This window comes from Nostoc sp. EspVER01 (assembly GCF_034530635.1).
GTDB lineage: Bacteria > Cyanobacteriota > Cyanobacteriia > Cyanobacteriales > Nostocaceae > Nostoc.
The window spans coordinates 1-12,425 of the sequence record NZ_JAVRCS010000018.1; the positions used below are offsets into that span (position 1 = coordinate 1).

Consider the following 12,425-nt stretch of genomic DNA (forward strand, 5'->3'; position numbering starts at 1 on the left):
CTACGCTCAGTGACCACGCCAACGGCTACGCTCAGTGACCACGCCAACGGCTACGCTCAGGACAGGCTCGGCGACCACCTGAATTCTGAATTATGCTGAAAATCGAGATAAGTAAGGACTTTTCTAACGACGCTTGAATTTCATTTGTGCGAAGTGGTCTTCCAGTAGGAAAATAGATAAAGGAGTAGTAACCATCAAGCTATATGTTTGAAATTATGGTGTTAAATCATTTCTTGTTAAAAGAGCCTGCTTCGGTATCTCATCAACACTCCGAGCATATCAATCTACTTTTGGAAATCTAAAATCTGCTCTAAAAGAAGCTCTAATGGGTGTAAAAGTCATAATAATTCGTAATTGATAATGACGCTTGCTGACTCGCTAACGTAATTCGTAGTTGTAATCACTGCTTGCTCTCTACTCTTAATTACGAATTACAAATATAGCAAGTAAGGATAGATAAAATGTCATTTATTATGCAAACTTCTGGAACTCTTACTGGTTTAGATATCTTGGTAGTTGAGGATGATGATGATACTCGCTTTTTTATCACTACTGTCTTGGAAATGGATGGAGCAACAGTTATAGCAGTGATATCAGCAGCAGATGCACGTAATGTATTGTCTGAATTGCAACCCGATGTTTTAATTAGTGATATCGGGTTGCCTGGGGAGGATGGCTACACTTTCATCTCCAAATTCCGGGCGCTTAAACCAAATAATTGTGGACGAGTCCCGGCTATTGCTTTAACAGCCTTTGCTGATAGTGAGGCTCGTATCCGTGCCTTGGAAGCTGGCTTTGACACTCATATATCTAAACCCATCGCTCCAGAAGAACTAGTTGAGATAGTGGCTAATTTGGTTGCTTCTTGTCATTGGTAATTATTCTCATCGGTCTTGATAATCTTCAGAAGACTTTGGATCTAACTCCCAGCGATCGCCATCACGATCCTCTAAAATATCGTTGGTATGCAGAAACTCAGAATCAGCCATTTTTAGCCCTACTGCGGCTTCTAAGTCCTCTGTGACATTTTGATCGGGAGTGGAAGTACTACCACCAACAGCTTCATCTCCAACTGCATCTGCATCTTGCCAATAAGCATCAACATCCCCACCAGTCAGTTTCGGACTAGTTTCTGTGTACTCGTCTCTTTCATCCTGCATGGAGCGTCCGCCAATATTGTATCCTGGCAAGTCTTTTACACCAGTACCGTAGGATTCGGTAATCTCTTGTGGCAAATCATTACTTTTAATTTTGTCATTATGATTTTTTTCTGCCATGATACTAGCCCTTTTCTGCATTTTCACAATAACGTTTTCTTGTCAGCAATTTGTCTAACTAGAGGTGTATAACTTATAAAATAATCTATCCCCTGGGTACGACGCTAAACTAGCGATCGCGCCATAAGATTGTAGCTATGAATTCATGGTCAAGGAACTTGTAGTTGAAGTTATGAGTTAGAAGTTATCCAACCGAAATTATTCATTAGCGAACTTTTAACTCATAACTATTTTTTGTCCGGCGAAAATAAGCAAACACTAACAATTTGTTAAGTTTAGTATTTTAGATTAGTATTCATAATTTCTAATTGCTTAAATGCTAAACAATGGAACAATCAAAATTATTTGAGTAACGGAGGCAGATAATGCGGATAAGTAATTCAAAATAATTTATCTAGTTAAAAGTTTGACTGTTTAACTGTCTTCATCGACAAATATTGTTGTAACTAGTTAAAGACTAGAGAAATAAAAACGTAACACCATTTATGACTGAACATAACAATCACTCTGGTAAGAAAAAAGTTGCTATCCTCATTGAACAAGCAGTAGAGGATGCAGAATTTACAGTTCCATATAATGGATTCAAACAAGCAGGAATGGAGGTAGTAGTCCTTGGTTCCCGAATGAATGAAAAATATAAGGGTAAACAAGGCAAAGTTAGCATACAAGCCGATGGTACTACAACAGAGGCGATCGCAGCCGAATTTGATGCAGTCGTGATTCCCGGCGGTATGGCTCCTGACAAAATGCGACGGAACCTTAATACAGTACGTTTCGTACAAGAGGCTATCCAACAAGGAAAATTAGTCGCTGCTGTTTGTCACGGGCCACAAGTTTTGATTGAAGGCGACTTGCTCGAAGGCAAACAAGTCACTGGGTTTAGCGCTATTGCCAAGGATATAACTAACGCCGGTGCAAATTATTTAGATGAGCCATTGGTAGTTGACGGGAATTTGATTACATCTCGCGAACCTGGAGACTTGGCAATTTTCACCACAGCTATTTTGAGCCGTTTGGGTTATGGTGGCAAAGATGCTGCATTGCCAAATGAGAAAGACACAAGTGCTGAATGGTGGAAACTAGCTGATGCTTGGGGTGGTTCAACTAAAGGCGATATTAGCAAAGGTTTAAATACTGCCCTGACTGGTGAACGTTATTCACTCGAAGCATTTGAAAATTACTTGGAAAAGGAATCAGATAGCGAAGTTAATTCAGTCTTTCAAGAAATAATTACTAATAAACAGCGCCACATTCAAAAACTGGAAACCTATCTTCAGTTATTGGGCGAAAAACCTTCTTTAGGTGCAAATATTGCGAATCAGTATGCCAAGGTGAAAACTGCCTTAACTGGAAGTGATGATATATATCAGTTACGTTCTGCTTTAGGTGATGTGCAAACTGGTATCGGCGATATTGGCAATTTGTCTGCGATGTTTACCGACCCAGTAGCAACTGCTATTTTCAAAGAAATTTACCAGGATTTATTGAAATCCGAACAGCAATTAGTAGAGTTGTATCGAGCGCGGATAAGCGCTCAGGTTCAGCCTCCTAAGCCGACTACAGGCGCAGCTATATCAATGTAACCAATCACAGAGGTGCATACTCTATGGAGAACCAAGCCATGCTTAATGTCTCGTAAGTATTTGCGTTTTGGTTATTTTACTAGACATCTGATGAAAAAGAATTAAAGAGGTAGTAGTACTACGTCTCTACAAGGTTTCTGGATAACGCATATTTAATTTTTGGAGTTATCTACTGTATGTAATGGAGAGAAAAAAAGTGACTTCGACATCAGGCGATAAACTTACTAATAGTCAGGGTGAAGCTAGTGAAGTAGAGCGTTGGGCATCTCTCATCGGTGGCGGTGCTATGGTGCTGATGGGTTTAAAACAAGGTTCTTTGCGGGGAGCGCTGACGGCTTTGGCTGGTGGTGGTTTGATTTATCAAGGTGCAACGAAACAAAGCACAATCCAGCAAGCACAGGAAGCAATCGGGATAAACCAACCCATTAAAGTTGAAAAGACGGTAACAATTAATAAATCAGCAGAAGAATTGTATCGTTTTTGGCATAACTTTGAGAATTTGCCCACCTTTATGAAGCATCTCAAGTCAGTAAAGGTGTATAACGAAAAACGTTCTCATTGGATTGCCAATGCACCCTTGGGTAACAGCGTGGAATGGGATGCAGATATTCTCGAAGACCGGGAAAATGAGTTTATTTCTTGGGCTTCTGTAGAAGGTGCAGACGTTGATAATTCTGGTTTTGTCCGCTTTAAAGAAGCACCAGGCGGTCGCGGCACAGAAGTAAAGATTGTCTTGGAGTATAACCCACCAGGTGGAGCATTAGCAGCTACCGTAGCTAAACTTTTTGGTGAAGAAGCAGAACAGCAGATTGGTGATGAATTGCGTCGCTTCAAGATGCTAATGGAAGCAGGTGAAATTGCCACCACCGAAGGTCAATCAAGTGGACGCAAGTAGTTGCGATGATTAGCGCCGCAAAAGCGATTAATAGCGATCGCTTTCCCAAATGCCTGAAAATGGCGAAAAAGTTTGCCAAAGCAAAAGTGATTAACTTACGAAGAAGTTAATGCTGGCGAAGTGTTGAAACAGATAACTGGTGGCTATGGCTCCGATGCTTGCATCGATGCTGTTGGTATAGAAGACCATCACATTTTTCAACAAAAAAAGGATAACTCTATCAAAGTTATTCTTAAACCTGAATGGTGAATAGTCATTTAAGGTTTTGAATTGTACACCCAACATAATGCAATTGAGGTTTTTTATGAATCGAGTAATTTCATGGCTGCGGAATATTCGCATTTCTCAAATCGTTGTAGTTTTCCTCGTAGGATTTATGTTCTTATTGGGTCAAGCTTTTAGCTACACTAACATAGCACTGGCTGACGTTAAAACTCCAGAGGGTACTTATTACAAAGGAACACCAAATGAGCAAGGTGAAATTAGAAACGATACCCAAATCAATAATACCCAAAAATCACAAAACCCAATCAAAAGCACTGTTGATAATATCCGCGAAAAGTTAAACTTGGATGAAAAAACTCCTGAAGCAACAAAAGAGTTTTTTGATCCTACTTCAAACAGAACCGGAGATGAAACTTCATCACTTACTAAAAGTAGAGAAGGTTATTATCGCACTCCTTCTAGCAACTAACTGAGGTTAGCAGCTAGACGCGGTTAACAACATTTGGGTGGAGATTGTTGACTCATATATTGTTGAATAACTTTTTAGCGGTTACTGAGACGCGATAGTTATCGCGTCTCAAAATCAAGTTAAGTTTAGTATTCATCTTGATATGAATGCTTTAGAAATTATAACTAAGGACTAAATAATTATGAAAGCAGTTTGCTGGCATGGAGCAAATGATGTGCGGGTAGAAACGGTTCCTGACCCCACAATTCTTAATCCGCGTGATGCCATTATTAAAATTACTTCCACGGCAATTTGTGGTTCTGATTTGCATATTTACAATGGCTACATCCCCTCAATGGAAAAGGGTGATATCCTTGGTCATGAATTCATGGGGGAAGTTGTAGAACTTGGAAGTGCAGTTAAAAATGTGAATATAGGCGATCGCGTCGTTGTTCCCTTCACCATCTCCTGCGGTAACTGCTTTTTTTGCAATCGGGATTTATGGTCGTTGTGCGATAACTCTAACCCCAATGCTTGGTTAGTAGAAAAGCAAATGGGCTATTCACCATCCGGTCTATTTGGCTACTCTCATTTATTCGGCGGTTACGCTGGTGGTCAAGCAGAGTATGCACGAGTGCCCTTTGCTGATGTCGGCTTGTTCAAAATACCTGATGGTTTAACGGATGAGCAAGTACTATTTTTAACAGACATTTTCCCCACAGGCTATATGGCAGCTGAGAACTGCAACATCCAACCCGGTGATATTGTTGCCGTTTGGGGTTGTGGCCCTGTCGGGCAATTCGCCATCAGAAGCGCATATATGCTAGGTGCTGAACGGGTAATCGCCTTTGATCGCATTCCCGAACGTCTGCAAATGGCTAAAGAATACGGCAAAGCTGAAGTTCTCAACTACGAAGAAGTAGATGTAGGCGAAGCACTCAAAGAAATGACTGGTGGTCGTGGCCCCGATGCTTGCATTGATGCAGTGGGAATGGAAGCACATGGCACAGATTTTATGGCGATGTACGATCAGGTAAAGCAAGCAGTACGTTTAGAAACAGACCGTCCAACGGCATTACGACAAGTAATTGTCTCTTGTCGCAAAGGTGGTCACGTATCAATTCCGGGTGTATATGGTGGCTTTGTAGATAAAGTGCCGATGGGTGCTGCGATGAACAAGGGCCTAACCTTGAAAATGGGACAAACACACGTCCACAAGTATCTAAAACCTTTGCTAGAACACATCCAAAACGGTGATATCGATCCAACATTTATCATCACTCACAGTTTACCTTTAGAACAAGCGCCCCACGGCTACGAAATTTTTAAGGACAAAAAAGATAACTGTATCAAAGTTGTACTCAAACCGTAATGGGAAGCAGGGGAGCAGAGGATAGTAATCAATAGACTTCTTGCAAAAGTCGGGGTAAAGGGGAAGGTGGGGCCCCCTCTGGGGATAAGGGGCGGGGGAAAAGGGTAAAAAAACTCAAAATACTTTCCCTTTAACCTTTTCCCTTTTCCCTAAGAGTGCAAAAATATATTTTTGCAAGAGGTCTAATGCTTAATGTTCCATTCCCCATGACCAAAGTTAAAACTATAAAGAGGCAAAAAATATGTCTGATACAACTGTTAGCAAAGTAGACTCTAGTCATTCTCCAAAAGGCCAACTTGGTCAAAAATATCTTGCATCTGGCAAAAATATTTCCATGCGTCTGTGGGAAAATGAACAACCGAACGAATCTAAGGAGCCAACAGCACGCGAATATGAAACTGTTGGTTATGTAATCAATGGTCGTGCTGAATTACATATTGAAGGGCAAACGATTTTACTAGAACCTGGGAGTTCTTGGATAGTACCAAAAGGAGCTAGCCACACCTATAAAATTCTAGAACTATTTACTGCTGTTGAAGCAACCAGTCCACCTGCTCAAGTTCACGGGCGAGATGAAAACTGATTTGCGATCGCTAAAAACTTATAGCCGCTTTCAATGGCATGGAATATAAAGCATTCGTAGGGGAACAATATTCTTGTTCTCCTTTTTATTGTGCTTGGCAGCTTAGAGATTGTTTTAAAAGTGTTTGGTTGTGATTTTACAGCGCTTTCGGCTACTATGCAATATAGTTTTCTCCTTGCCCCTCTCCTATATTCACAACAAGAAAATTCACCATGCCAGATGTTAAAGCCCCCCACAAACCAGATCCATATTTAACCTATCGCTTTTATGTTGAATGGAATGGCATTATTCATGCTGGTTTTCGAGAATGCAGTGGACTCAACTCCACCCAAACTCCCGCCGAGTATCGAGAAGGAACCGATCCGCCAACCGTAAGAAAACTGTCAGGTTTAGTAACCTACAACAATATCACCCTCAAACGAGGCACTACTAATAATCAAGAACTATGGAAGTGGCGACAAGACACAATGAAAGGGGTTACTGACTACAAAAAAGATATATCTATCGTGATGTTAGATGAAAAAGGCACAGAAAAAATTCGCTGGAATTTAACAGATTGCTGGCCTGTAACTTGGTCAGGGCCAGACTTAAATGCGACTTCTAATGAGGTAGCAGTTGAAACCTTAGAAATTGCCCATGAAGGCATCAGTGTTGATAAATGGTCGTAAACTCAAATTCCCCAATCATACCGCTCGCACTAGAGAAAGTATCGCTTTTTGGAGAATGAGAATGTGACAGTAGGGCAATTAGTGCGAAGCCTATCAGACCAATGCGTGTTTTGGCTTTGTCTGTTTCTGTGCGAATTTACAACTGATTTAGGGACGGGATGGGTGCAATGACTGGGGAAATCATAACTAATTACCCGGACTTGATATTAATTCTATTTTGATAATTCAAGATAATACTTATGACATAAACCTTCTGATAGAGAGACATAACAAAATGAAATTGTATTCTATTAACAATGTCTTTGTAGAGAAAATACTTGGAAGAAAGTATGGTTTTTTATCAATTATTTTAGTAGAGATAATTACTCAATATTTTTAACAAAAACAGAATGGAGCGAACAAATGAGGTTTGTCTTAAGACGCCGCAAGTTGGGTCAATTGATGGTCTTCAGTACAGTAGCGGCAACGATCGCTAATTTTGTAGAGAAAGCTGTAGCAGAAACTCAAGTAAAAAAAACTACTCCAATGCTGGCAACTTCCACTTCTGAAACTGTGAAGGTGACGCTGCAAGTGAACGGAACACTACATAATTTGCAAATTGAACCGCGTGTTACCTTACTTGATGCACTTCGAGAATATCTCGGACTAATTGGTACTAAAAAAGGTTGCGATCATGGTCAGTGTGGTGCTTGCACGGTGCTGGTTGATGGGCAACGGATTAATTCGTGCCTGACATTTGCAATTATGCACACCGATGCAAAAATCACAACTATTGAAGGGTTGGAGCAGGGAAACAATCTGCACCCGATGCAAGCCGCGTTTCTTGCCCGTGATGCGTTTCAGTGCGGCTACTGCACGCCAGGGCAGATTTGTTCGGCGGTGGGTTTGGTGAATGAGGGACACGCCAAGTCGGATGCCGACATTCGCGAACTGATGAGCGGCAATATCTGCCGTTGTGGGGCTTATCCAAATATCGTGGCTGCTGTCCGCGATGTCTTAGAGGGAAAAAAAGATGCAGCCATTTAGCTATAAAAAAGCCGGACAAGCAGAGAATGCCGTGGCTTTGGTGACTCCAGAGGTGCAAGCTGCTTACTTGGCAGGGGGTACAAGCTTAATTGATTTGATGAAGCTGAATGTACAAACGCCAAAACAGTTAGTTGACATTAACCCACTACCGCTAACCAAGATAGAAGTACAGGGTAACGGCGTGCGGATTGGAGCAATGGCAAGCAATAGCGATGTTGCTTATAATCCGATAATTCAAGAGCGTTACCCGGTGCTGTCGGAGGCGTTGCTGTCTGGGGCATCGCCGCAACTGCGAAATATGGCAAGTGTGGGCGGCAATTTACTGCAACGTACCCGTTGTTACTACTTCCGCGACACCGCCTTCCCCTGCAATAAACGCGTTCCTGGTTCAGGTTGTCCGGCAATCGAGGGTTATAACCGCATTCATGCGATTCTTGGCGGTAGCGATCGCTGTATTGCCACCCATCCTTCTGATATGGCGGTGGCAATGATTGCACTCGATGCCGTTGTGCAAACACGCGGGCCGAAGGGAGAGCGCAGTATTCCGCTGGTAGATTTTCATCTCGTACCGGGTAATACGCCAGAAAGGGAGACGGTTCTAGAACACGGAGAGTTAATTGTTGCTGTTGATTTACCTGCTTTAAACTTCGCAAAGCGATCGCACTATTTAAAAGTCCGTGATCGCGCCTCCTATGCTTTTGCGATGACATCGGTTGCGGCGGCATTAGATATTCAAAATGGCATTATTCGCTCGGCACGCATTGCCCTTGGTGGCGTTGGTACAAAGCCTTGGCGCGCCTTTGAAGCGGAAAAAGTGCTTCTGAACAAGCCGGCAAACCAAGCAACATTTCAAGCAGCAGCGTTGGCGGCGATCGCCGGTGCTAAACCTCAAAAATACAACGGCTTTAAGGTCGAACTGGCTAAACGCACAATTGTTAAGGCGCTGACAACGGTGGGAGGGATGGCATGAATACTGGGGATAAAAATATAGTTGTCGGCAAACCGCTAAATCGAGTTGATGGACGGCTTAAGGTGACTGGTGGCGCACGTTACGCGGCTGAGTTTCCGGTCGCAAAAATGACTTATGGCGTGACAATTCAAAGTGCGATCGCTAAAGGGAAGATTGCTCAAATCGATACCAAGGCGGCGGAAAAAGTACCGGGTGTGCTAGCAGTAATTACCCACCTTAACGCGCCCAAAGCTTTTGGAGAAAAGGGCGGCGGTCATAAAGTGCAAGTCCTGCAAGATAACATTGTGCTGTATAGCGGTCAGCACATTGGTGTCGTCGTTGCCGATACTTTTGAACGAGCGATGTATGCTGCCTCACTCGTACAAGTTCGCTATGACGAAGAGAAACCAACTATTAATATGCGGGAGAATCTCACTAAAGCATACTTGCCTAAAGGTAAAATCCCTGGAGACGAGCCGCCCGATTTAGCGCATGGCAATGTCAACCAGGGACTAGCGGCGGCGGCTGTCCGCGTCGAGCAAACTTATACTACCCCAGTGGAAAATCACAATCCAATGGAGCCTCATGCCACAACAGCAGTTTGGCAAGGCGATGAACTGCTGCTGTATGACGCAACTCAGGGAATTTTTTCGACTCAAAAAAAAGTTGCGGAGGTATTAGGAATTAAGCCTGAGAAAGTCCGCATTATGTCTTACTATGTGGGCGGTGGCTTCGGTTGCAAAGGGTCGGCTTGGTCGCATGTACCGCTAGCGGCGATCGCCGCAAAGCAAGTTAATCGCCCCGTGAAATTAGTTTTGGGACGGATACAGATGTATGGGCCTGTGGGCTTTCGACCGGAGACAATTCAACAGGTTTCTCTCGGTGCAACCCGCGATGGCAAATTGACTGCTTTGCGACACGCCGGCACTTCCCAGACTTCAACTTTCGATGAATTTATCGAACCTGTTGGTAAAAGCGCCCGGATGATGTACGCTTGTCCAAATATCGAAACTAGCCACCGTCTGGTTCAGCTCGATCAAGGAACACCAACTTATATGCGGGCCCCAGGTGAAGCTTCTGGGTCGTTTGCTTTAGAATCGGCAATGGACGAACTGGCTTATGCGCTCAACATCGATCCGGTAGAACTGCGTCTGCGTAACTATGCTGAAGTCGATCCTAGTAAAAAACTCCCTTGGTCGAGCAAGTCACTGAAAGAGTGTTACAAATTGGGAGCAGAAAAATTTGGCTGGCAAAAGCGCAATCCTCAGCCTCGTTCAATGCGCGACGGTAATTATTTAATTGGTTGGGGTATGGCGACAGCTACTTATCCTACCAACCGTTCCCCAGCATCAGCGATCGCTCAAATTATGGCAGACGGTACAGCCGTTGTCCTGAGCGGTTCGCAAGATATTGGTACGGGAACTTATACTGTCATGACTCAAGTTGCAGCCGAAGCACTTGGTTTACCAGTTAACAAAGTCCGGTTTGAACTAGGCGATACCAAGATGCCACAAACCCCTATTTCTGGTGGTTCCCAAACTGCTGCCAGTGTCAGTTCAGCCGTACATTTAGCGGGAAATCAAGCACGCAGTCAGCTTTTGCAACTAGCACTTGCCGATCAAAAATCGCCGCTTTATGGTTCAAAGGCTGAGGATGTAATTGCGCGAGATGGCAGCTTTTTCTTAAAAAATAAATCGTCTGCAAGCGAAACATATCAGGCAATCTTGGCACGACATGGAAAGAAAATGCTCGAAGCGCGTGCAGATGCCAAGCCTGGAGAGGAACAAAAGAAGTTCTCAATGCACTCATTTGGAGCGCAGTTTGCCGAAGTGCGCGTTGAGCCTGATTTGGGTGAAGTGCGAGTAACCCGGTGGGTAGGAACTTTTGGCGTGGGACACATCCTCAACGCTAAAACAGCCAACAGTCAAATGATCGGTGGGATTATTTATGGCATCGGCATGGCGTTAATGGAACACACGCTAACAGACCCGAACCGAGGACGCGTTGTCAACCATGATTTAGGTGAATATCACGTACCAGTGAATGCAGACGTTCCTGATATTGAGGTGTTGTTTGTGGATGAAGACGATCCACATATCAACCCGCTTGGTGTCAAAGGAATTGGTGAAATTGGCATTACTGGCGCTGCGGCAGCGATCGCTAATGCAGTCTATCATGCCACAGGTAAGCGTGTGCGCGATTTGCCAATTACTTTAGACAAACTGCTGTAGATATGGCGAGGCGATCGCTAATTTTTAAACTTAAACAAGTTGATTAACTTGCGATCGCTTCCAGCGGGCGGTTACGCCATCGCAACTGTCTTTTTCCGCGAAGGACGCTTGCGGTCTGATTTTTTTTTCAATCCCACAGCTTGGGCTTGATCGCTATCTGAGCCATATTGCCCGCGCACAACTTCTTTCATCGCTAATACAGCATTATGAAATTCCCACTCTGCTAATCGGGCAGCATCAGCAGCCGCACGGTATAAAGCTAGTTTCTCGGTTTCAGTTTGCTGAAAAATTAACATTGCCTGATAAGCTTCCTGTAAATTAGCAGTTGAGGCATCAGCACGAGTTGTGTTGTAGGTGCTGACGGTTTGTAAACCGTGGAATGAGTCAATATCTTGACTAATCAGTTGAGGGCGCAAACGGTTTGTTGTATTTTGGGGAGGCATACATGCATACTTAGTAAGTTGTATATTTAATGTACCCATTACAACAAAAAAATATCAGTAAGATAAAATTTTTAGATCGGGCAAGGTTAAAAAGGATAGTTTAAGATAGGGACTTCCAAGAAATAAATTATCTAATCTTGTGGAGTGGGCAACATGAGCGCCTTGAACTATGGGCTATCGTGTCGCCATTGGTGTCAACTTAAGCCAAAAATAGCGTACTGATTAGGTGTTGTTCACCCGCCAGGGAATATAAGGGACTTCCAAATAAAAAAATATCCCATCGCTGTCTAGGCAGGGGAGCAGGGGGCAGGGGGCAGGGGGAGAAAGAAAAATATTATCTGAGTAAATTGGATAATTTATTTTCTGGAAGTCCCTAATTAAGAGACTAATTGCTCAAGTCTACTCAAGTAGACTGAAAGTTTTCGCGCTCTTTAGTCCTCTTCAGAGGACTTTAGCTATGAGACAGGGATTTACAATCCCTGGCGGACGTGATGTTTAGCGTTAAGTTGACACCAATGGAAAGACGCCCACCCCACAATAAATAGTTGTATATTTTTTTATTTGGGAGTCCCATAACAGACCGATGTATTGGCATAACAGACAGATGTATTAACATAACAGGTCAATGTATTGGCATAACAGACAAATGTATTGGCATAACAGACCGATGTATTGGCATAACAGACCGATGTATTAACATAACAGGTCAATGTATTGGCATAACA

Annotated in this window: 13 protein-coding genes; 11 read left to right on the plus strand and 2 right to left on the minus strand. The window is 43.2% G+C overall.

Translation table 11 applies throughout. The features are described 5' to 3' along the window. Positions 1-461: 461 nt before the first annotated feature. Positions 462-878 (plus strand): response regulator, encoded by a 417-nt coding sequence (locus RMX69_RS16560; protein ID WP_322638095.1) that lies wholly within the window; start codon positions 462-464, stop codon positions 876-878. A 6-nt stretch (positions 879-884) separates the two neighbouring features. Here RMX69_RS16560 and RMX69_RS16565 read toward each other — a convergent pair whose 3' ends face one another. Continuing rightward, positions 885-1,277 carry a DUF6335 family protein gene (locus tag RMX69_RS16565; RefSeq protein WP_322638096.1) on the minus strand — a complete coding sequence of 131 codons (393 nt, stop codon included), beginning with the start codon at positions 1,275-1,277 and terminating at the stop codon, positions 885-887. A gap of 485 nt (positions 1,278-1,762) precedes the next feature. On the opposite strand from RMX69_RS16565, the gene RMX69_RS16570 reads away from it, so the two are divergent. The 10 genes from RMX69_RS16570 to RMX69_RS16615 all read left to right on the plus strand — a co-directional run bounded on the left by RMX69_RS16570 (position 1,763) and on the right by RMX69_RS16615 (position 11,257). Then, positions 1,763-2,860 (plus strand): DJ-1/PfpI/YhbO family deglycase/protease, encoded by a 1,098-nt coding sequence (locus RMX69_RS16570; protein WP_322638097.1) that lies wholly within the window; start codon positions 1,763-1,765, stop codon positions 2,858-2,860. A gap of 196 nt (positions 2,861-3,056) precedes the next feature. Next, complete coding sequence (locus RMX69_RS16575) at positions 3,057-3,755, plus strand: SRPBCC family protein (RefSeq protein WP_322638098.1); 699 nt, start codon at positions 3,057-3,059, stop codon at positions 3,753-3,755. Between the two features lie 120 nt (positions 3,756-3,875). Beyond that, positions 3,876-4,004: a hypothetical protein gene (locus tag RMX69_RS16580; protein WP_322638099.1), complete on the plus strand. Its 129-nt coding sequence runs from the start codon at positions 3,876-3,878 to the stop codon at positions 4,002-4,004. A gap of 55 nt (positions 4,005-4,059) precedes the next feature. Then, positions 4,060-4,449: a hypothetical protein gene (locus RMX69_RS16585; protein WP_322638100.1), complete on the plus strand. Its 390-nt coding sequence runs from the start codon at positions 4,060-4,062 to the stop codon at positions 4,447-4,449. Between the two features lie 181 nt (positions 4,450-4,630). Further along, entirely contained in the window at positions 4,631-5,800 is a 1,170-nt protein-coding gene (locus RMX69_RS16590) for a zinc-dependent alcohol dehydrogenase (protein WP_289798133.1), read from the plus strand. 241 nt (positions 5,801-6,041) lie between these two features. Beyond that, on the plus strand, positions 6,042-6,383 hold the full coding sequence (locus tag RMX69_RS16595) for a cupin domain-containing protein (RefSeq protein ID WP_322638101.1): 342 nt from the start codon (positions 6,042-6,044) through the stop codon (positions 6,381-6,383). Positions 6,384-6,595: 212 nt separating this feature from the next. Then, positions 6,596-7,051, plus strand: a complete 456-nt coding sequence (locus tag RMX69_RS16600) for a phage tail protein (protein ID WP_322638102.1) — start codon at positions 6,596-6,598, stop codon at positions 7,049-7,051. A 402-nt stretch (positions 7,052-7,453) separates the two neighbouring features. Then, positions 7,454-8,077, plus strand: a complete 624-nt coding sequence (locus RMX69_RS16605; RefSeq protein ID WP_322638103.1) for a (2Fe-2S)-binding protein — start codon at positions 7,454-7,456, stop codon at positions 8,075-8,077. Continuing rightward, entirely contained in the window at positions 8,064-9,047 is a 984-nt protein-coding gene (locus RMX69_RS16610) for a xanthine dehydrogenase family protein subunit M (protein WP_322638104.1), read from the plus strand. The genes RMX69_RS16605 and RMX69_RS16610 overlap by 14 nt, the downstream gene beginning before the upstream one ends. Next, positions 9,044-11,257 (plus strand): xanthine dehydrogenase family protein molybdopterin-binding subunit, encoded by a 2,214-nt coding sequence (locus tag RMX69_RS16615; RefSeq protein WP_322638105.1) that lies wholly within the window; start codon positions 9,044-9,046, stop codon positions 11,255-11,257. The genes RMX69_RS16610 and RMX69_RS16615 overlap by 4 nt, the downstream gene beginning before the upstream one ends. A 71-nt stretch (positions 11,258-11,328) precedes the next feature. Here RMX69_RS16615 and RMX69_RS16620 read toward each other — a convergent pair whose 3' ends face one another. Next, positions 11,329-11,700: a hypothetical protein gene (locus tag RMX69_RS16620; protein WP_322638106.1), complete on the minus strand. Its 372-nt coding sequence runs from the start codon at positions 11,698-11,700 to the stop codon at positions 11,329-11,331. Positions 11,701-12,425 lie beyond the last annotated feature (725 nt).

Coding starts and splice junctions, on each gene's coding strand:
- RMX69_RS16560 (WP_322638095.1), top strand. CDS start 462: ATGTCATTTATTATGCAAACTTCTGGAACTCTTACTGGTTTAGATATC.
- RMX69_RS16565 (WP_322638096.1), bottom strand. CDS start 1,277: ATGGCAGAAAAAAATCATAATGACAAAATTAAAAGTAATGATTTGCCA.
- RMX69_RS16570 (WP_322638097.1), top strand. CDS start 1,763: ATGACTGAACATAACAATCACTCTGGTAAGAAAAAAGTTGCTATCCTC.
- RMX69_RS16585 (WP_322638100.1), top strand. CDS start 4,060: ATGAATCGAGTAATTTCATGGCTGCGGAATATTCGCATTTCTCAAATC.
- RMX69_RS16590 (WP_289798133.1), top strand. CDS start 4,631: ATGAAAGCAGTTTGCTGGCATGGAGCAAATGATGTGCGGGTAGAAACG.
- RMX69_RS16595 (WP_322638101.1), top strand. CDS start 6,042: ATGTCTGATACAACTGTTAGCAAAGTAGACTCTAGTCATTCTCCAAAA.
- RMX69_RS16600 (WP_322638102.1), top strand. CDS start 6,596: ATGCCAGATGTTAAAGCCCCCCACAAACCAGATCCATATTTAACCTAT.
- RMX69_RS16605 (WP_322638103.1), top strand. CDS start 7,454: ATGAGGTTTGTCTTAAGACGCCGCAAGTTGGGTCAATTGATGGTCTTC.
- RMX69_RS16610 (WP_322638104.1), top strand. CDS start 8,064: ATGCAGCCATTTAGCTATAAAAAAGCCGGACAAGCAGAGAATGCCGTG.
- RMX69_RS16615 (WP_322638105.1), top strand. CDS start 9,044: ATGAATACTGGGGATAAAAATATAGTTGTCGGCAAACCGCTAAATCGA.
- RMX69_RS16620 (WP_322638106.1), bottom strand. CDS start 11,700: ATGCCTCCCCAAAATACAACAAACCGTTTGCGCCCTCAACTGATTAGT.